This is a genomic window from Arthrobacter oryzae (assembly GCF_037911235.1).
Classification (GTDB): domain Bacteria; phylum Actinomycetota; class Actinomycetes; order Actinomycetales; family Micrococcaceae; genus Arthrobacter; species Arthrobacter oryzae_E.
The window spans coordinates 69,857-88,148 of the sequence record NZ_JBBLYW010000036.1 but is presented as its reverse complement, the minus strand read 5'-3'; the positions used below and the strand labels follow the sequence as shown (position 1 = coordinate 88,148).

Genomic DNA, 18,292 nt, shown 5'->3' with positions numbered 1-18,292 from the left:
CGGCTCACCGCTTCCGTTCAAGGGACACTTCATGGCTGTACGAACCATCGTCATCACCGGAGCCAGCGACGGCATCGGCGCCTCCGCCGCGCGGACGCTGGCCAAAGCGGGGGAGCGGGTGGTCGTCGTCGGGCGCTCTGCGGAAAAGACCCGGGCGGTGGCGGAGGAGATCGGCGCCGACTACTTTGTCAGCGACTTCGCGGACCTGTCCCAGGTGCGGACGCTGGCCGCGCAGCTGAAGGAGAAGTACCCGCGGATCGACGCCCTGGTGAACAACGCCGGCGGGATTATGGGCATGCGTGAGCTGACCGTGGACGGCCACGAGAAAACCTTCCAAGTGAACCACCTGGCGCCGTTCCTGCTGACCAACGAGCTGATGGACGTCCTCACGGCCAGCAAGGCGACGGTTATCAACACGTCGAGCGCGGCGAACGCGTTCGGACGCGTGGACATCGATGACCTGGACGCTGCCGGCAAGTACTCCACCAATCGGGCCTACGGCACTGCCAAGCTCGAAAACATCCTCTTCACCACCGAACTCCACCACCGGTTCAACGCGGCGGGCATCTCCACGGCCGCGTTCCACCCGGGCGGGGTGGCTACCAACTTTGCGGCAGAATCGACCAGCTGGTTCCGGTTCGCCTACAAGACGTTCATCAAACGGTTCATGCTCACCCCGGAGCAGGGTGCCGACACCCTCGTATGGCTCACCACGACGAAGCCGGGGCAGGACTGGGTCTCCGGCGCGTACTATGCCAAACGGACACTGGCCAAAGCCAACAAGCAGGCCTACGACGCCGAGCTGGCACGGCAACTGTGGGACCGCAGCGAGGCACTGGTCAGCTCGGACAAGATCGGCCAGCGGCGCTGACCCGGCGCCGAGCGCGCCGACCCCGCTCCGAGCCGCATTCGCCCCGGTCAGCCCTCGAGGCGAATGCCGTGCATCTGGTCAATGGCATCAGCGGAGCGCAGCAGCGCGATCTCGAGCCCTGACTCAGGTTCCGGATGGGAAAAGAGGTAGCCCTGCAGGGAGTCGCAAGCCAGGTTGGTCAGGTAGCTCGCCTGGGCCCCGGTCTCGATTCCTTCAGCTGTCACGGTCAGGCCCAGGCTGTGGGCCATGTTGATCATGGAGTTTAGGATGGGCAGTTTTTCCGCTCCGGTACGGACCATGGAGACGAAGGAACGGTCGATCTTCACGGCGTCCACAGGAAGTTCCTGCAGCCGCCCCAGCGAGGAGTATCCGGTGCCGAAATCGTCGAGCGCCACACGCACGCCGGCGTCGCGGAGCAGGTCAAGCTGCCGGATCACGTGTGCGTCCGGATCAAAGAAGACGCTTTCCGTCACTTCAAGCACCAGCTGCCGCGGGTCCGTGGCGCAGGAGGCTGCCAGCCTCAAGACACCGTCGGCGAACGTGCAGTCCTTGAGCTGCACTCCCGAAACGTTGACGGAAACCGACCGCGTTGCGTCGGCGGCGAGCCACGGCCGCAGCTCGGTGAAACTCTGCCGCATAACCTGCAGGCCAATGGCAGAGATCAGGCCGCTGCGCTCCGCCGTCGGAATGAACTGTCCGGGCGGCACCATCTCGCCGTCCCGCTTCCAGCGGGCCAGGGCCTCAAACTGCACCACCTCACCAAGCCGCGGGGAAATCACCGGCTGGTAGTGGACCATGATCTGCCCGGCGTCGACAGCATGCCGGAGGCCGGCCTCCAGGTCCGTCCGCTGCACCAGCGCCGTCATCATGTCCGGCTGGAACCGCATGTACCGGTTCTTTCCCGCGGCCTTGGCTGCATACATGGCGACGTCGGCCTGGCGCAACAGTTCGGAGCCCGCCACCGCGGCCGGGCCCGCCGAGGCGAGGCCAAGGCTGAGGCTGGGCCGGAGCATGGTCCCGTCGATCCACATCGGGACATTCAGCGACGCCACGATGCATTCGGCGACGGCGTCGGGTCCCGGGGAAGCCGTCAGCAGCACCGCGAATTCGTCACCGCCCAGACGGGCCACGGTGTCGTCGGGACGGACGCAGGACCGGAGCCTGCGCGCCACTTCCGTGAGCATCTCGTCGCCGGCATGATGGCCCAGGATGTCGTTGACTTCCTTGAAATCGTCCAGGTCAAGAAGCAGGACGTCGACGCTGACGGCCCGGTCGCCACGCAGCGACTCCGCCAACTGGTCATGGAACAGCTTCCGGTTGGCCAGCCCGGTCAACGGGTCCTGGAACGCCAGGGCCTTGAGCTGGGCTGCCTGTTCCGCGAGATCGGCCATGGCGCGCTTCGCCTGGTCCTGGGCGGCCAGCCGCGGGGTGATGTCGCGGAAGCTCCACACCCGTCCCACCACCTTGTTCGCCACCTTCTGGGGGCGGGAATAGCGTTCGAAGGTCCGGCCATCGAGGAATTCCAGAACGTCGTTGCTCTCCGCCAGCGGGTGGGCGTAGAGCTCGTGGACTTTGTCCAGGAATCCCTGGGGATTTTTCAGGAGCCCCAGCACGTAGCCGATCACCGCTGCATCGTCATGTGTGGTCAGCAAGCCGCGCGGAATGCCCCACATGGACACGAACTGCTCGTTCACACCGGCGATCTGGCCGTCGGTACCCACCACGAGGATGCCGTCCGCCGTGGATTCGAGCGTTGCGCTCAGCAGGGATACCGCCTCGCGGAGTCCGTCCTCTGCTTCGCGCGGGGGCGAGGGGCGGACCGTCACCGTCATTGCCACTTCGGCTCCTGAGCGGAGCAAACCACAGGCCACCTCGCCGTGGATCTCTGTGCCGTCGCGGCGCAGGCCGTAGGCCTCAAATGGCGGGTTTTCTGCCGTGCCGCCGTGGCGGCGCATGCTGTTGAAGAGGCGTTGGAACCCTTCGCGGAAACCCTCCGCGAGGATCATTCGGTGGTCGCGGCCCACGAGTTCGGTGCGGGGATAGCCGAACATTCGCTCCGCAGCGCTGTTCATGAAGCTGATCGTGCCGGATTCCCCGACGACGAACACGGCATCGGGCAACGAATCAACGATGGCCTGGTAATCCCAGCCCGAAACCGCCCCCGGTTCCTGGCTCTCCTGCGGCGCCATCACAGCACCCTGAAAAGAAAATGAGACCGCATGTGCTTCATGGAATGTCCTCCCCTCCGCACATCATAAAGGCAGTCGGGGAGAAGCGCTTGTCACACGGCTCCCTGCGGCTGGCCCGTGAGTCCTTCGTCCAGTTCACCCGGCCGGCGCCACGGAATCACGGCGTGTGGAGGCGATGGCCGCCATGCCCCCCGCGGGGTCCGTCCCTGGAGTTCCTGACTGCCTGAACCGCACCGCGGATCAACCTGGCGCCGTAACGGTATATACCCAGGGCCAGCGCACGTACGGCCAAAACCAGGAGTTGCACCACGCCGCCCACCAGCAGCAGCAGCAGGATCGGAACAAGCACCGGCAGCAGTATGAGAAAGGCGAGGATTATTGCCGCAACATAGCCGACGGCGTAACTGACGATTGCCGCCTGTTCCACCTGGACCTCGCCCCCAACCTGATCGCACTGCCGGTCCCGACTAATGAATGCCCCGCGTGCCCGCAGGCAGCTTCGTCGCTGCCTGCGGGCACGCGAGCCTTTTTGCTGTTCTTGCCACAAGAGCGACTGGGCCCACACTTTGCTGCCTTGGCATCATGATAAGCAGACTGATGAGTGAGATCCAGAGGTAGCGCGAGAACGTTCTTAGCCCGCGATGCACGAAGCCTCTCGACGAACAGAACCGCTAGAGTCCGGCAGCCGGGACGGCCACCAGGCCGGCCCCCGTCCCAAGCCCTCGGACCGTCCATCCTTCCGCCTGCCAGGCCGCGGTGTCCAGCACGTTGCGCGCGTCCAGCACCGTCCGCCGTCGTACCAGCGCGCCCGCAACCACCGGCGACAGCGAGCGGTATTCGTCCCATTCCGTCAGCAGCATCACCAGTTCGGCGCCCTCGAGCGCACGGTCCATGCATGTCTCGAAGCGCAGCTGCGGGTACCGCATCCAGGCATTGTTGATCGCCTTCGGATCCGTCACGGTCACGTGTGCCCCGGCCGCTGCCAGCTGCAGGGCGACGTCCAGTGCGGGTGAGTCGCGGATGTCGTCCGTGTCCGGCTTGAATGCCGCGCCCAGCACCGTCACCGTTCGCCCGGCCAGATTGCCGCCGCACAGTCCGCGGGCGATCTCCACCGTCCGGGATCGCTGGCCGAGGTTGATGGCGTCCACCAGGCCCATCCAGTCATCCACCGACCCCACGCCGAGACCCGCCGCCTGCGTCCGGAAGCTGCGGATGTCCTTGGGCAGGCAGCCGCCGCCGAAGCCCAGCCCGGCATGCAGGTACCGGCTGCCGATCCGGGGATCCAGCCCCATCGCCTCGCCCAGTTCGGTGACGTCCGCGCCGGACGCGTCGCACAGCTCGGCCATGGCATTAATGAAGCTGACCTTCGTGGCCAGGAACGCGTTCGACGCCGATTTGATCAGTTCCGCCGTGGCAAAGTTGCACACCAGCCGTGGAATGCCGGCGCGGAGCAGCGGCTCATAGACGGCATCCAGGGCCGCTGTCACGCCGCGGCCCGCACCGCTGGCCGGATCAAGCGCGGCTTCCTTGCCGCCCGGTACGCCGTAGACCAGGCGGTCGGGCACCAGTGAATCCTTGACCGCGGTGCCCTGCCGCAGGAACTCCGGATTCCAGCCGAGCAGCACGTCCGGCCGCCCCGACAGGATGCCGGCAAGCACCTCGACGGTCCCCACCGGGACGGTCGATTTACCCACGACGGCGGAGCCCCGGCCCAGGTGCGGCAGGAGACTTTCGGTGGCGGCGAGCAGGTAGCTGAGGTCGGCGCCGTCGGATGTCTTGGACTGCGGCGTACCCACGCAGAGGAAGTGCACCCGGGCGCCGGCCGCGGCCGCGAAATCTGTGGAGAACGTCAGCCTGCCGGTTGCCCGGCCGTCCTGCAGGAGCTCGTCCAGGCCAGGTTCAAAGAAGGGCGCGAAACCGCGGGCCAGCTGCTCCACTTTGGCGGCGTCGACGTCGATGCCCACCACGGTGTGGCCCATCGACGCCAGCGTGGCCGCGTGCACGGCACCAAGGTATCCGCAGCCGATCACGGAAATCTTCACAGTGTTGCTCCTCTGTTGGTTTCGACGGACCCCACCACCGGGACCCGCTTGGTTCCGGCAGGCTCCACCACGGCGTCACCGGCGATCACCGCCCGGTAATGGCGCACCAGTTCCGCGCTCAACGCCGGCCACGTCCGCCCCTGGACCGAAGCGTGGGCCGCCGCGGCGAACGCACGCCGCTTGGCGTCGTCGCCCATCAGGTCCATGACATGGGCGCGCAGCCCGGCCAGGTCGCCCGGTTTGTACAGCCAGCCCGTGCGCGAATTTTCCACCAGGTCCAGCGGACCGCCGCGGCCAGTGGCCACCACCGGAACGCCGGATGCCATGGCTTCCTGGATGGTCTGGCAGAAGGTTTCGAACTCGCCCGGATGCACGAACAGGTCGAAGGAAGCCACCGCCCTGGCCAGTTGCTCACCACCCAGGAACCCCGCAAAAACGGCGTTCGGCAGGGCTTCCTGCAGTGCCTGGCGCTGCGGACCGTCGCCGACGATCACCAGGCGCGTGCCCGGCACGTCAGCCAGCACGGCGAGGTCTTCCACCTGCTTTTCAACGGCAAGCCGGCCCACATAGCCGATGATCCGCTCGCCGGCGGGGGCCACGGACGCCCGCCAACGGTCGTCGCGCTTTCCCGGTGCAAACCGCGCGGTATCCACACCGCGCCGCCACATGTCCACCCGCAGAACCCCGCGGCCGCGCAACTGGTTCAGCGCGAAAGTGGACGGCACCAGCGTCCGGGAAGCCAGCAGGTGGATGTTTTCCACCCGGTTCCAGGCCCAGTTCTCCATGAACGGGACGCCGTAGCGCGCCGCGTAGCTGGGGACCTCGGTCTGGTAGATGGCCACTGTGGGAATGCCCAGTTGGTGTGCCGCCTGGACCGCCCGCCAGCCAAGTACGAACGGTGACGCGAGGTGGACGACGTCGGGCGCGTAATCGGCAAGGATTCTCTTGACCCGGTTCACACCGCCCAACGCCACCCGCACGTTCGTGTACCCGGCTAGCGGCACCGACGGAAGCCTGTGCACGAAAGCGCCATGCACCACGTCCAGGACCTCTGTGTCCTGGGTGGACGGGGCGATCACCATGACGTCATCGCCCCTCTCCCGCAGATGCTCAAGCACCCGAAGGATGGAGTGCGTAACCCCGTTCATCAGTGGCAGGAATGATTCAGCAACAATTGCGATCCTCACCCCTCCACGGTGCGGGCGGCGCGTTGCGCCGAGGGGGAGCGGGCATGACGGGCAAGGGAAGGTTGGGTTAACAGCGGGGCTGCGTTGACGCACGACGACGACGGCGCCCGCCACCGGGGGAGCGTCGCTTGCGGCGTGTGTCGAATCAGAGGGCCCGGACGCTGCCCCTTGCCACCCCCAGGCAGACAAGGGACAGCATCCGGACCGGCTTTCTGGTCAGCGGCCGGCTGCCGAACCCGCGCGGCCCATGGGGTCGGGCCAGTTGCCGATGCGGGGTTTCATGGCGTCGGGCCACCAACCGATGCGGGCTTTCATGGAGTCGGGCCAGTTGCCGATGCGGCCCATGGGGTCGGGCCAGTTGCCGATGCGGGACCGGGCGGCTGCGGAGCTGACGTTTCGGGTGGCGCTGAAGAGCTGGGTGTTGACGGACATGACTTCTCTCCTGACTGAGATTTTTATTCCTTACGCCGACGGCGTCGGTGGCCATGTTCTGCCTGAAAAAGCGCAGAGGTGACCCGCTCAGTCGGGGGAAGACCCCGGATCAAACGCCGGGCTGGCGGCCAGGATCAGCGCCGCATCCGGCACAGGGCAGCGGCCGGCGTCGTGCAGCTGGCTCCAGAAACCGTCGACGTCGCCTGACGGCTCCGCACCGGCGCTGCCTATGCCTGCCGGCCCCGGCCCGGTCTGGTTCTGGAAGCCGGCGAATCGGAGCGCCGCTTCGGGTTCGTTTTCCGGCGCGGAGGCGGCAGACACGATGTAGCCGATGGTTGCGGTCAGTGCCCGGGCTGCCTGTGTATTGGCCAGGAACTCCAGCGGCGAAACCGCGCGGCGGACCCGCTGCGCAGCGACTGTGACCTCCGCGGGCCGGGCGCCCCCGGCGAGGAATGCTGCCTCGCCGCCCAGGGCAGGTGACGCCGGTTGAGTGCGAACGTCCGACGGCGGCGCTACGGTCCCGGCCGATCGCCCGGGGATTGAGTTCTCCGGCGCTTTCACCGGACGCTCTAGCCGCGGAGCCTGTGGCTGCGGAATCTCCGGGTGCGGGACTTGGATGACCGGCAGCGCCGGGGCCAACGAATCCACTACGGACACGACGCCGTCGACTGCGCCGGTCACCGTTTCAATGAGCGGCGTGTCGGTGACCGTGTCCGTCAGCAGCTGGGCGGCGCTGTCCACCACTCCGGTGACAGCTCCTGTTGTCCCGCCGAGCACGGGGACGGGGGTTGCATCGGCAACCGCGTCAACGACGGTCGCCGCCGTGCCGGAGACCGGCGGCACGGCGACGACCGGAACGGGAATTTCGTGAACTACCGGGTCAGGGCTGCCGTTGATTTCCGGGACAGCTTCGTCGATGGTTTCCTGAAGGAGTGAGTCAGCCGCCTGCGCGATCGTACCCAGCGGGTTCGGCTTGTCAGCCGCGGCGCTTGCGGGTCCGGCGGCCAGCATCAGCCAGGTGCCGGCGAGAAGGGCAGCGAGCAGGAACGGGCGCACGGAAGTCCGGCAGCAATTGCGGAAATCAGCGTCCATCCAGATCACCCCCCAGAGGCAATGGAAAATCAGGATACGCCCGTGCTCCCGGACCGTCCAGACCTTTATGAAAGCCGGGCGAAAAAGGGACGCCCGGGCGTGGGCGCTGCGTGGAGCGGGGGGCAGCAGATCCGGGGCTTCAACAACCGGATCAGGCCGCCGTAAAATAGGTATCAGAGGTGTTCAGAAATGTCCGGACCAATCGTCGTCGTCCTGATTTTCTTTGCCGTCGTAGCCCTGATGGGGGTCATCGGAACGGTTGTGGTGGTGGTGCGCGACGGGCGCGGGACCCTTCCCCGTGAAGCGTCGGACCGGCCCTGGATGGCCGGGAATCTGCCCAGTGTTCCCTACTCCGTCTGGCGTTTCTGATCCCGGGCTGCGGCCCGACCGGCCGCTCAGGCCGCGGCCCCCTGTTGCACGCTGTTGCCCGGCTCCTATACTGACGGTGTGTCGGCGTCGCTGGTGTTCGGGGTTGTGGCGTCCAGCGCGCTGGTGCTGGGTGCATTTATCGGCGCCCGCTTCGAGCTACCCAAGCGCCTTCTTGCCATCCTCCTGTCCTTCGCCGCCGGGGCGCTGATAACGGCCTTGAGTTTCGAGCTCTTCGAGGACGCCTACGAGCGGGGCGGGATCGTGCTGGCCGCCATCGGCCTCATGGTGGGCGCCATCGTGTTCACGGCGTTGAGCGCGCTCCTCGACCGCTGGGCGCAGCCCGGTTCGCAGGCAACGCCGGCCGATGAGTTCAGGGGCAGCGCCAAGCTGGACACGGACACCGCCGCTGCCGACCGCCCTTCCAGCCCGGTGTCCACCCGGGGTGCAGCCGGGATGGCGCTGCTCGCCGCCGTCACGCTCGACGGCATTCCGGAGAACATAGCCCTTGGCGTTTCGCTGGGTGAAGGCACCGGAGGGCTGGCCCTGCTCGCCGCAATCTTCGTCTCAAACCTCCCTGAAGCGCTGGTGGGAGCCTCGTCGATGCGCAGCCAGGGCAGGTCCGCGGGCGCCATCATGGGCCTCTGGTCCGTTTGTGCCGTCCTGCTGGTGGTCGCCGTGGTGGTCGGCGCCGGGCCGTTGTCCGGCAGCGACCCGCAGACCATCTCGCTGCCCTTGGCGTTCGCCGCCGGGGCCGTGATCGCATCGCTGGCCGACACCCTGATGCCCGAGGCGTTCGAGCACGGCGGTCCGGCCGTGGCGCTCAGCACCGCTGCCGGCTTTGTCCTGTCCTTCGTTCTCTCGCTCGCGTGAAGACCGCTGAAAGCGCGGCTTACCGCCCGCCGTCGTGCCTTAATATGTCCGGGAGTTCATCCACATAGACCGTTTGCGGCGGATCAAAATAGATCACCAGCACTTCCTCGCCCACGGCAAACACGCTGGTCTTGTCGAACGGATGGGCGTGGAAGGCCATGGTGCCGCCGAGATACGGCAGCATGACTTCGCCGATGGTGCCGGGGCCGATGCGCCCGGTGACCCGCCCGATCTTGCCGGTGAGGCTGCGGTCAACGTCCTTACGCACCCGGGTCCCTAAGCATCGGGGGCTTTCGCCGAACGCTTGCCTTCCCGGCTGTTCTTCAACGCCGAGGAGAGGGCGGGAAGATAATCGCCCACCTGGGCGAGGATGCCGCCGAGCATCTTGTTGACGCCGTCGCCGCCGTTGAGCACCGTCATCTGTCCCACATGCGAGAACGGCTCCGCTGCCGCGGCGATGATGGCCGGCATGTTCTCGGCCAGCTGCTGCGAAATCACAGCGTCCTGGTTCGTCCCGAGGGCTTCCGCACGGGCCTTGATGCCGTCCGCCTCCGCCAGTGCCTTCGCCTTGATGGCCGAGGCGGCCGCCTCGCCGCGGGCCCTGGTTGCTGCGGCCTCAGCCTCGCCGGTAACCTTCGTGGCTCCGGCCGCAGCGGCAGCTGCCGTGGCATTTGCCTGGGCCTGGAGTTCCGTCCGGCGGGCGTTCACCTGGGCTTCGAGCTCGGTGCGGCGGGCCAGGGCTTCTGCCGCGCTGATGTCGGCCGCCTTCTGGCCTTCGGCATCCGTACGCTTGGCGTAGGCCTTGGCGTCGGCGGGCTTGCGGATGGTGGTCTGGAGCTTCTGCTCTTCGCGGTCCGCCTCAAGCTTGGCCACTTCAGTTTCCTGGACCACCACCTGTTGACGGGCCGTCGCGTCCGCCAACGGCCCGGCCTGGGCCGCATTGGCCTTGGCCCGCTCTGCATTGGCCTGCGCCACCGACTGCCTGATGGCCGAGACGCTCTGGGCATCGGCGATGAGCGCCGCCGCCTCCGCTTCCTTCTCCGCCGCCTCGCGGTTCCTGGTGGCCTCGGCGATGCGGGCCTCCATCTTCACCTGGGCGATGTGCGGCTTGGCGATGTTCTGGATGTAGCCCGTGGGGTCCTGCAGGTCCTTGATCTGGAGCGAATCCACCACCAGGCCCAGCTTCTCCATTTCCACGCCGCTGGCGCTGCGGACCTGGGAACCGAGCTTGTCCCGCTCGCGGATGATCTCTTCCATCGTCATGCTGCCGATGATGGATCTCAGGTGCCCTTCGAAGACGTTGTACACCTGGCTTTCCATTTTGGGCTGCTGGCCTAGGAAACGCCTGGCGGCATTTGCAATGAAGGGCGGGGCGTCGCCGATTTTGTAAATCACTACGCCTTCCACAATTACCTGAATACCCTGCGAGGTAACACAGGAAACTTTGAGCTCAGTTTCATTCAGCGTGAGGGACAGGGTCCGCACTGTCTGAAGCCCGGGAAATACCAGCGCACCCTTGCCCGTGACGATCTTGAAGTCCATACCGGCGCGTGTTTCAAGGGTTCCGCGGGTCAACCCGGAGATGATGAGGGCCTCGTTGGGCTCAGCAACCTTCCACATGAGTTTTATTGCCACCCAGATAAAGCCAATGACCAGAATCGCCCCGATGAGGGCGGCAATGAGCGGGAAGAATGCTGAAAAGTCCGGCATGACCCACGTCCTTTCACGGTTATGGAACGAGCATCGCGGTAAAGCCCCGATAAATGCAGCTGCTCATTCCCTGCCGGACAAAATGCGGTAATTCCGGCCTGCCGGGCCAGCTGTTGTAGACAGTCTGGTTGGCCCCCGGCAGTAAGTCCAGCAATTCCGAGGCAGGGGGAAGAAAGCCCCTGTTGTGCTGCCCGCCGCGGTGGAATGGTTGGGCATGGGGCTGCGGACTGACCCGGAGGGGAGATGCCGATGTTTGGCCTGGCCGGACGGACACTCGGAGCCGCATGGCACACCTGGCGGGCTGAGCGCGGGGGCCCGGAGGCCATCCGCCGCCTGCAGCAGGCACGCCTCTCGGAGCTCGTGGAGTTTGCCCGCTCCGCGTCGCCCTACTACCGGCGCCTGTACCGGGAGGTGCCGGAGACAGTCACAGATCCGCGCCAGCTTCCCCCTGTGGGCAAACGGGACCTGATGGCGAACTTCGACGACTGGGTGACGGACCCGCACATCACGCTTGCCCAGCTGAAGTCGGAGCAGCTCGCCGACCTGTCGCAGCTGGGCAGTCTGTTCCGCGGGCGATACCTGGTGGTGACCACATCCGGCAGTACGGGCGAACCGGCCGTCCTGATCCACGACCGCTACTCCTGGGTGGTGGTGAACGTGGTGGTCAAGGTCCGGGAGCGCCGGACCCTGGTCAGAGCTTCGGAGGTACGCGACTTTCTGCGCCGCGGCCCGCGGGCTGCAGCCCTCGTGGCGGGCGGCGGCCACTTCGCGGGTGTCGTGCTGACGGAAGCCGCCCGACGGCGGGCCCCGGCCATTGCCCGGCGCCTCCGCGTGTTTTCGGTGCTGAGGCCGCTCCCGGAGCTGGTGACGGAACTGAACACTTTCAAGCCAACATTGCTCTACGGGTATCCGAGCGCGCTGATCCAGCTCGCCGCGGAGCAAACGGCCGGGCGTTTACGGATCCGGCCCATCTTGGCGATCAGCTCCGGCGAGAACCTGCCCGCGGCCGGACGCGCCGCCATCGAAGCGGCGTTCGGCTGCCGGGTCACCGAACGCTACCTGTCATCGGAGGTCCCGGCGCTGACCAGCCAGTGCCGGCTCGGGGCCTTCCACGTCAACACGGACTGGTACATCCTCGAACCGGTGGACGCGGACTACCGGCCTGTTCCGGCCGGCACCACGTCCTACACCGTGCTCGTGACCAACCTGGCCAACCGGGTGCAGCCGCTGATCCGCTACGACCTCGGAGACCGGGTAACACTCGCAGCAGCCCCGTGCCCCTGCGGCAGTCCGTTCCCTGCAGTGACGATCGACGGCCGCAAGGGGGACCTGGTTTCCTTCGGGGCGCCCGGCGGAGTGGCCGTCACCGTCCTGCCGCTGGCACTCGGCACGGTCATCGAGGAGACCCCCGGGGTGCGCCGGTTCCAGGCCATCCGGACGGGGCCCGGCAACCTGACTGTGCGGCTCGAGGCCTGGCCGGATTCCGAGGTGGCGGAGGTGCGCCAGGTGGTGACGGAGCGGCTGACTGACTATTTCGCCGACCTTGGCGCCGGTCCGGTCGCGATCGAGCACTCGGATGAGCTGCCCCGCCCCGACCGCAGCGGCAAATTCCGGCAGGTCTGGTCCGCGGGGTGAGATGACGGCAGGATAGGCGCGAACGGACAGTTGAGGCCCTGCCGTTTGGGCCTCAACTGTCCGTTCGCGCGCAAAAAGCTGGTGCAGCCGCCTGCGCCTACGCGGGCAACTGCACCAACCGGTGGTTAAAACATTCAGATTGCTATGAAGCGTTCCTCATTAGCGGCTCCTTATGTCCCGGCTACGCGATCCGGGTTACCTGCGGTCCTCGGCCAGATGCCTCGAGAGGATCCAGCCGGCGCCAATCATCAGAACACCCAGTACCATGTGGGTCCAGTTATCCATCGTGTTCAGCGACAGGAAATTGGCCGCCGAACCTACTCCGACAACGAGCCCGAAGATGCTGAGGACGATGTACAGCAGGCCAAAGCCCATGAGGAAGTTCCGGGCGCCCATTCCATTACGGGACATTGCCCAACCGGTTCCACCGATGACCAGCTGCACAATGTTCAGCAGCATGGAAACCTGGAACAGGCCAAGGAACATAGCGTGCGAATCAGGTCCCAGGAACCTCAGTTCGCTGTACTGCTGGGTAATGCCCGGGATGAACCCCAGGACACCCACCAACATCAGGACAATACCTACACCCATGCCAACGTTCTGGACATCCGTACGTCCAAAGTGAACGCCATGTGCATGTGGGGATGCGGTAGTCATTTTTCTGCCTCCAACCACTGATTGCGGACAATCCAATTTTACGGCTGAGTAATGAAAAAAGCGCTGGGTGATGGGGACTTCCGCCGCTTCGCGCGCACCTGCGGCCGGAGCACGGCTTCTGGATCATGAGCTCGGGTAACTCCGGGGTTTGAGCCTGTCGCGCACGGGCCCGGGGCGCCGCCCGTGACACCATGGAACACGATGAAACTGCGCGCTGATCTGACCGGAGACCGTGGCATTCCCATGCCCTTGTGGCTGCAGGGAGCGCTCGAGTCGGCGCAGGCGGCGGTCATTTCCGCGCTGGTGGTGCTGGCCCCCATCGTCGCCGTGTGGGCAACGGCCGGATTCGAGAACAACAACTTCGACGCCTTGGCACGGCTCGGCGGCCAGGCCTGGCTGCTGATCCACGGCGTGCCGCTGCACCTGACGATGGTGGCCGGGGAAGCCGCGGCGCAGCCGGAATCCGGCACGCTGTCGCTGATCCCCCTGGGGCTCACGCTCATCCCGTTCCTGCTGGCGTGGCGGGCGGGCCGGCGCCTGGCCCGGGCCTCGTACACGGACCAGCTGTGGCAGGCGCTGCTGGGTTCCTGGCTGGTGTATGCCGGCTTCGGCATGGCCACGGGTTTCGTGTGCCGCACGGACGACGTCGCCATCTTCCTGTGGTTTGCCGGACTGATGCCGCTGGTCCCGTTCGGCCTGGGCATGGTGGTGGGTGCCCGCCGCGAAGCGGGGTCCTGGAGCCGGCTCATCGGCGTCGACGCCGTGGACTGGATTGCCCGGACCAGCCAGCATTCCCGCTGGGCCGGTTCCTACCTGGGCTCCGCCATCAAAGCCGGCTTTGTGGCCCTGATGGCGGCCTTCTCCATGTCCTCGGCGCTGCTCGCGGTGGACCTTTTTTTCCACTGGGACCTGGTGATCGCCGTGTATGAAGGGCTCGACGCCGGTGCCATGGGAGGTGCCGTTCTCACCATCGCGCAGCTCGGCTTCCTCCCCAACCTCGCCGTCTTTGCACTGGCATGGACGTCCGGCTCGGGCTTCGCCCTGGGCGTGGGCTCGCAAGCCGGTCCGCTGGGCACCGCTGTGGGCCCGCTGCCGTCCATCCCGGTGTTCGCCGCCTTGCCCGCCGGTTCGCTGGACTACGGCTTCGTGGCGCTGGTGGTCCCCATCCTGGCCGGTGCCCTGGCGGGCTGGTGGTTCCTGCGCGAGGGCGAAAACCACTTCGACGAATGGCTGTCCATCAAGGTCAGGGCCCGCTGGTTCACGGCGTCGGCCTCAACTCTCGTCCTTGGCGCGATCATCGGTGCGGCGGCGGGCCTGATGGCCGGCGGACTGGCCTGGATGGCGCGGGGATCGGCCGGGATCGGCCGCCTCACGGACATCGGGCCGGATCCGTTGAGTACCTCGCTGTGGGTGGCCGCGGAAGTGGCAATCGGCGTGGTCATTGGTTACGCGGCCGGCCCGTGGCTGGAACGCCAGCAGAAGCTACGCGAAGCGGACCTGGACGCGGCCAAGCCCTAGGAGGTCCCGCCGTCGGGCGTTACTTCCGGTGATCAGATGGCGGATCAGCGGAGCTGGGCGGGGAGGGACTTTTCCAGCTGCGTCTGGCACTGGGTCATGGCCTGCTGCGTGAGCGCCGAGCGGGAGCACTGCTGGAAGTCCCGGACCTGATTGAAGAACACCGCGGCGACCAGGATCAGCAGCACCATCACCGCTGAGACCACCAGCCCCGAAATCGTCCCGAAGAGCACCAGCTTGGATTCCTTTAGCCTGATGGCCCTGACAAGCACCAGGATGCCGAGCACGATGCTCACGGCCGTCAGTATGGAGGCCAGCCACAGGTAGGTGAGGTCCAGCTGGTAGACGAAGAACGCGCCCAGCACGGCAATGATGAAGGCGCGGAACAGGTTGTGCGTCTTCAGCAGGGACGTCTTCGCGGCCTCGCTGAGGGGTTGCTTGGCCGGCTGGGGACGTGCGGGGTCCTTCGGGGGGTTCATGTTTTCCAGCCTACGCGAGCAGCCCCATAAGCTAGAGCCATGCGCATCGTTGTCCTCGTGTCCGGTACCGGTTCCAACCTCCAGGCTGTCATTGACGCCGTGAAGGCGGGCGAGCTGGACGTGGACATTGCCGCCGTCGGCGCGGACCGGCCGGGGACCTACGGGGTGGAACGCTCAGCGGCTGCCGGAATACCGACGTTCGTGGTGGACTTCAAGGCCTATGCCGACCGGGCCGACTGGAACGCGGCGCTGACCGTGGCCGTGGCCGCGTACCAGCCGGATGTGGTGGTGTCCTCGGGCTTCATGCGCATCGTCAGCCCGGAGTTCATTGACGCGTTCGACGGCAAATACCTCAACACGCACCCCGCCCTGCTGCCGGCCTTCCCGGGTGCCCACGGCGTCCGCGATGCCATGGCCTACGGCGTGAAAGTCACGGGCTGCACCGTGCACTGGGCCGACGCCGGTGTGGACACGGGCCCCATCATCGCCCAGGAAGCCGTCGCCGTGGAGGAGTCCGATACCGAGGAGACCCTGCACGAACGGATCAAAGTGGTGGAGCGCCGGCTCCTGGTCTCGACCCTGGCGCAGCTCGCCGCAGCCTGATCCTTGCCCAACTAACTCGCAGTTAACGTCGCGAAACGCGGTTTTGACGACGTTAACTGCGAGTCAGTTGGGTGAACGCGTGCAGATCTGTGGATAACTTCCGGGCGCGCGCCCGGGATTTGAAATCATGAGGAATGCGAGATCCGAGCCCGCTGCCCGCCGCGCTGGGCGAAGCACCCTTCACTGTCTATGAAGCGGCCGACGCCGGGGTGAGTCCCGGGCGTCTTAGGTTCCGCGGGCTGCACGTGCCCAGCCGCGGCGTCCGCATCCCGAGTACCGACGTGCCGCTGGACCGACTCAACGTGGTCAGGCCGTACACGATAGTCACCCCGTTCTCGGCAGCTTCGCACGCCACCGCTTTTGCGCTGTGGGACTTTCCGGGGTTTCTTCCAAACCAGGATGATGAACATATACACATCTCGCGGCCTGACGTCATGGCTATCCCGCGTCGCCGAGGCGTAGTGGGACATGTCGGGCAGTTCTTTTCGGACGAGGTGGTCAGCCACGGTGGGGTGTTGATCACTAGCCGTGCACGGACGTGGCTGGACTGCTCGCGGAAGATGAGTATCAACGAGCTCACGGTCGTGGCCGACCACCTTCTGCGGGTTCCCAGGCCCGAATTCGAGGGGAGGACGGAGCCGCACGCCACGCTGGAGGAACTCGCGGACATGCTGGACCGGCACAAAGGAACCCCCGGCATCCGAAAAGCCCGGCTGGCCCTGGAACAGGCGCGTGTCGGCGCAGACTCCGCGCAGGAAACGAGGCTGCGGCTGGCACTGGAGAACGAGGGCCTTCCCGAACCGCAACTGAACGTGCCCACGGAGCTGAGTCCCGGCGTCGTGCGTCAACCTGACCTGGCCTATCCGGAGCACAAAGTGGCGGTGGAATACGAGGGCGAGGGCCATTCCGAGGCGGCGCAGATCATCCGGGACATCGCCCGTGAAGAGGATTTCAGCCGCGCCGGCTGGGAGCTGGTCCGGATCTCCAAACGGCACATGGTCAATGAAGCCCGGCTGGCGGTGGCGAAGGTCCGCGCGGCGCTCGTGAGCCGCGGCTGGGTGCCCAAGTGACTCGCAATTAACGTCGTGAAAAGCGGGTTTCACGACGTTAACTGCGAGTCACTTGGGAAAGGGGGAGTGGACGGGCCTACTTCAGGGTGCGCTGCTTCGTCTCGGGCGAGAAGAACGCCATCCACAGCACGGACAGCAGCACCAGCCCGCCGGCCAGCGCGAAGGACGTCGCCAGGCCCAGCTGCGGCCACAGGACCGAGGCGAAAATGAGCGGTCCGAAGCCCGCGCCCAGCCGCGAGAACGTGGACGCCCAGCCGAAGCCGGTGCCGCGCAGGTCCGTAGGGTACAGCTCGGAGACGTACGTGTAGAGCACGGGGATGGCCACCTGCACGATGAAGCCGAACACCAGCAGCCAGAACACCGCGGCGGACGGGATGTCCACCACGAACGCCACGATCACCAGCGTCAGCGCGGACAGCGGCCCGGTGATTGCCAGGATCCACTTGCGGCCCACCCGCTCCACCAGCACTGCGGCCACCACCACGCCCAGGAGCCCGACGGCGGCCATGGACGCAGTGGTGAGGAAGGCCTTGTAGTCCTGGAAGCCGGCGCCGATCAGGATCCGCGGCATCCACGTCAGGGACAGGTAGTAGACCAGCAGAATGCTGAAGAACAGGGACCAGGCAGCCGCCGTGATCTTCCAGTTGAAGCGCCAGACGCGGACCAGCTGCAGCCAGGCGCTGCCGGCGGAGAGCCGCGGGGCGTCCTGCGCATCCGGCAGGCTGTAGACGCGTGGCTCGGCGCCCGTGGCCTTGACCAGGTCATCGATGACCTGGGCGGCCTCGTCGCGGCGGCCCTTGCGGATCAGGAACAGCGGCGACTCCGGCACGCTGCGCCGCACCCAGAACACCATCAGTGCCGGAAGCACCATCACCAGCATGGTCAGGCGCCAGTCGCCGAACGCGGCCACCAGTCCTGCCGACACGAACCCGGCGAGGGCCGCACCGACGGGCCACCAGCCGTCCATGGCCGTGAGGACCTTGCCGCGCTGCTTCCGCGGGGTGAACTCGCCTACGAGGGCATAGTCCACCGGGATGCAGCCGCCGAGACCGAAACCGGCCATGAACCTGAACACGCAGAACCAGAGGAAGTCGGGGGAAAAGGCACCCAGCACCGTGAAGAGGGAGAAGATCAACAACGTGGCCGTGAAGGCCTTCTTGCGCCCGATGGTGTCCGCTATGGTGCCCCACACAAAGGCTCCCAGGGCCATGCCGATCAGGTTGGACGTGCCCACCCACGCAACCTCGCCGGGCGAAAGCGCCCAGTGCGTGGACAGCAGCGGAATGAGGATCCCGTTCAGCGTCACATCCCACGCATCGAACATAAATCCCAGGCCGCCGATCAGGAAGATCCGGCCCTGAACCTTCCAGCGCCACGGCAGTTCCTGGACCACCTGTTCGCCGCTGGGCACAGTGGTGTAAGTATTCATCTCGACCTCCTGGGAAAACTCTACGTTGCATGCGGGGTCGGCGCCCGGCCCTCCCGTGCGGCCTTCACACTCCGGCGTGCAGGGAGGGCATCCCGCGGGACGCGATAAACTGGCCACATCCCCACCAACCGCGGCACCCACC

Annotated in this window: 18 protein-coding genes; 7 read left to right on the top strand and 11 right to left on the bottom strand. The window is 66.4% G+C overall.

The window, feature by feature from the left end:
• Window positions 1–31 precede the first annotated feature (31 nt).
• Window positions 32–871, top strand: a complete 840-nt coding sequence (locus WMN78_RS10845) for an SDR family NAD(P)-dependent oxidoreductase (RefSeq protein WP_340533761.1) — start codon at window positions 32–34, stop codon at window positions 869–871.
• A 47-nt stretch (window positions 872–918) separates the two neighbouring features.
• On the opposite strand, the gene WMN78_RS10840 is transcribed toward WMN78_RS10845, so the two are convergent.
• The 6 genes from WMN78_RS10840 to WMN78_RS10815 form a co-directional block, all read right to left on the bottom strand.
• The gene (locus tag WMN78_RS10840; RefSeq protein ID WP_340533754.1) at window positions 919–3,060 is read right to left on the bottom strand and encodes a putative bifunctional diguanylate cyclase/phosphodiesterase; all 2,142 of its coding nucleotides are present in this window, start codon (window positions 3,058–3,060) and stop codon (window positions 919–921) included.
• A gap of 157 nt (window positions 3,061–3,217) precedes the next feature.
• Entirely contained in the window at window positions 3,218–3,487 is a 270-nt protein-coding gene (locus WMN78_RS10835; protein ID WP_340533753.1) for a hypothetical protein, read from the bottom strand.
• A gap of 244 nt (window positions 3,488–3,731) precedes the next feature.
• Complete coding sequence (locus tag WMN78_RS10830; protein ID WP_340533752.1) at window positions 3,732–5,102, bottom strand: UDP-glucose/GDP-mannose dehydrogenase family protein; 1,371 nt, start codon at window positions 5,100–5,102, stop codon at window positions 3,732–3,734.
• Window positions 5,099–6,289, bottom strand: a complete 1,191-nt coding sequence (locus WMN78_RS10825; RefSeq protein ID WP_340533751.1) for a glycosyltransferase family 1 protein — start codon at window positions 6,287–6,289, stop codon at window positions 5,099–5,101. The genes WMN78_RS10830 and WMN78_RS10825 overlap by 4 nt, the downstream gene beginning before the upstream one ends.
• A gap of 216 nt (window positions 6,290–6,505) precedes the next feature.
• Window positions 6,506–6,721: a hypothetical protein gene (locus WMN78_RS10820; RefSeq protein ID WP_340533750.1), complete on the bottom strand. Its 216-nt coding sequence runs from the start codon at window positions 6,719–6,721 to the stop codon at window positions 6,506–6,508.
• Between the two features lie 87 nt (window positions 6,722–6,808).
• Window positions 6,809–7,813: a hypothetical protein gene (locus WMN78_RS10815; RefSeq protein ID WP_340533749.1), complete on the bottom strand. Its 1,005-nt coding sequence runs from the start codon at window positions 7,811–7,813 to the stop codon at window positions 6,809–6,811.
• A gap of 189 nt (window positions 7,814–8,002) precedes the next feature.
• Between WMN78_RS10815 and WMN78_RS10810 the strand changes: the two genes are divergently transcribed.
• Together WMN78_RS10810 and WMN78_RS10805 are read left to right on the top strand one after the other, a co-directional pair.
• Window positions 8,003–8,182, top strand: coding sequence for a hypothetical protein (locus WMN78_RS10810; RefSeq protein WP_340533748.1), 180 nt, complete (start codon window positions 8,003–8,005; stop codon window positions 8,180–8,182).
• A 78-nt stretch (window positions 8,183–8,260) separates the two neighbouring features.
• Window positions 8,261–9,052 carry a zinc permease gene (locus WMN78_RS10805; RefSeq protein WP_340533747.1) on the top strand — a complete coding sequence of 264 codons (792 nt, stop codon included), beginning with the start codon at window positions 8,261–8,263 and terminating at the stop codon, window positions 9,050–9,052.
• Between the two features lie 19 nt (window positions 9,053–9,071).
• On the opposite strand, the gene WMN78_RS10800 is transcribed toward WMN78_RS10805, so the two are convergent.
• Together WMN78_RS10800 and WMN78_RS10795 are read right to left on the bottom strand one after the other, a co-directional pair.
• Window positions 9,072–9,320 carry a hypothetical protein gene (locus WMN78_RS10800; protein WP_340533746.1) on the bottom strand — a complete coding sequence of 83 codons (249 nt, stop codon included), beginning with the start codon at window positions 9,318–9,320 and terminating at the stop codon, window positions 9,072–9,074.
• 8 nt (window positions 9,321–9,328) lie between these two features.
• Window positions 9,329–10,762 carry a flotillin family protein gene (locus WMN78_RS10795; protein WP_340533745.1) on the bottom strand — a complete coding sequence of 478 codons (1,434 nt, stop codon included), beginning with the start codon at window positions 10,760–10,762 and terminating at the stop codon, window positions 9,329–9,331.
• Window positions 10,763–11,005: 243 nt separating this feature from the next.
• Between WMN78_RS10795 and WMN78_RS10790 the strand changes: the two genes are divergently transcribed.
• Window positions 11,006–12,397 (top strand): phenylacetate--CoA ligase family protein, encoded by a 1,392-nt coding sequence (locus WMN78_RS10790; RefSeq protein ID WP_340533744.1) that lies wholly within the window; start codon window positions 11,006–11,008, stop codon window positions 12,395–12,397.
• 195 nt (window positions 12,398–12,592) lie between these two features.
• Here WMN78_RS10790 and WMN78_RS10785 read toward each other — a convergent pair whose 3' ends face one another.
• Complete coding sequence (locus tag WMN78_RS10785; RefSeq protein ID WP_340533743.1) at window positions 12,593–13,054, bottom strand: DUF4383 domain-containing protein; 462 nt, start codon at window positions 13,052–13,054, stop codon at window positions 12,593–12,595.
• Window positions 13,055–13,255: 201 nt separating this feature from the next.
• Between WMN78_RS10785 and WMN78_RS10780 the strand changes: the two genes are divergently transcribed.
• Window positions 13,256–14,572, top strand: a complete 1,317-nt coding sequence (locus WMN78_RS10780) for a DUF6350 family protein (protein WP_340533742.1) — start codon at window positions 13,256–13,258, stop codon at window positions 14,570–14,572.
• 44 nt (window positions 14,573–14,616) lie between these two features.
• Here the strand turns inward: WMN78_RS10780 and WMN78_RS10775 are convergent, their stop codons facing one another.
• Entirely contained in the window at window positions 14,617–15,048 is a 432-nt protein-coding gene (locus WMN78_RS10775) for a hypothetical protein (RefSeq protein WP_340533741.1), read from the bottom strand.
• Window positions 15,049–15,087: 39 nt separating this feature from the next.
• Here WMN78_RS10775 and purN point away from each other — a divergent pair, with 39 nt between their 5' ends.
• Window positions 15,088–15,651, top strand: coding sequence for a phosphoribosylglycinamide formyltransferase (gene purN / locus WMN78_RS10770; protein WP_340533740.1), 564 nt, complete (start codon window positions 15,088–15,090; stop codon window positions 15,649–15,651).
• 134 nt (window positions 15,652–15,785) lie between these two features.
• Window positions 15,786–16,721, top strand: a complete 936-nt coding sequence (locus tag WMN78_RS10765) for a hypothetical protein (RefSeq protein WP_340533739.1) — start codon at window positions 15,786–15,788, stop codon at window positions 16,719–16,721.
• 76 nt (window positions 16,722–16,797) lie between these two features.
• On the opposite strand, the gene WMN78_RS10760 is transcribed toward WMN78_RS10765, so the two are convergent.
• Window positions 16,798–18,150, bottom strand: coding sequence for an MFS transporter (locus tag WMN78_RS10760; RefSeq protein WP_340533738.1), 1,353 nt, complete (start codon window positions 18,148–18,150; stop codon window positions 16,798–16,800).
• Between the last annotated feature and the right edge of the window lie 142 nt (window positions 18,151–18,292).

Coding starts and splice junctions, on each gene's coding strand:
- WMN78_RS10845 (WP_340533761.1), top strand. CDS start 32: ATGGCTGTACGAACCATCGTCATCACCGGAGCCAGCGACGGCATCGGC.
- WMN78_RS10840 (WP_340533754.1), bottom strand. CDS start 3,060: ATGGCGCCGCAGGAGAGCCAGGAACCGGGGGCGGTTTCGGGCTGGGAT.
- WMN78_RS10820 (WP_340533750.1), bottom strand. CDS start 6,721: ATGTCCGTCAACACCCAGCTCTTCAGCGCCACCCGAAACGTCAGCTCC.
- WMN78_RS10815 (WP_340533749.1), bottom strand. CDS start 7,813: ATGGACGCTGATTTCCGCAATTGCTGCCGGACTTCCGTGCGCCCGTTC.
- WMN78_RS10810 (WP_340533748.1), top strand. CDS start 8,003: ATGTCCGGACCAATCGTCGTCGTCCTGATTTTCTTTGCCGTCGTAGCC.
- WMN78_RS10795 (WP_340533745.1), bottom strand. CDS start 10,762: ATGCCGGACTTTTCAGCATTCTTCCCGCTCATTGCCGCCCTCATCGGG.
- WMN78_RS10790 (WP_340533744.1), top strand. CDS start 11,006: ATGCCGATGTTTGGCCTGGCCGGACGGACACTCGGAGCCGCATGGCAC.
- WMN78_RS10785 (WP_340533743.1), bottom strand. CDS start 13,054: ATGACTACCGCATCCCCACATGCACATGGCGTTCACTTTGGACGTACG.
- WMN78_RS10780 (WP_340533742.1), top strand. CDS start 13,256: ATGAAACTGCGCGCTGATCTGACCGGAGACCGTGGCATTCCCATGCCC.
- WMN78_RS10775 (WP_340533741.1), bottom strand. CDS start 15,048: ATGAACCCCCCGAAGGACCCCGCACGTCCCCAGCCGGCCAAGCAACCC.
- purN (WP_340533740.1), top strand. CDS start 15,088: ATGCGCATCGTTGTCCTCGTGTCCGGTACCGGTTCCAACCTCCAGGCT.
- WMN78_RS10765 (WP_340533739.1), top strand. CDS start 15,786: ATGCGAGATCCGAGCCCGCTGCCCGCCGCGCTGGGCGAAGCACCCTTC.
- WMN78_RS10760 (WP_340533738.1), bottom strand. CDS start 18,150: ATGAATACTTACACCACTGTGCCCAGCGGCGAACAGGTGGTCCAGGAA.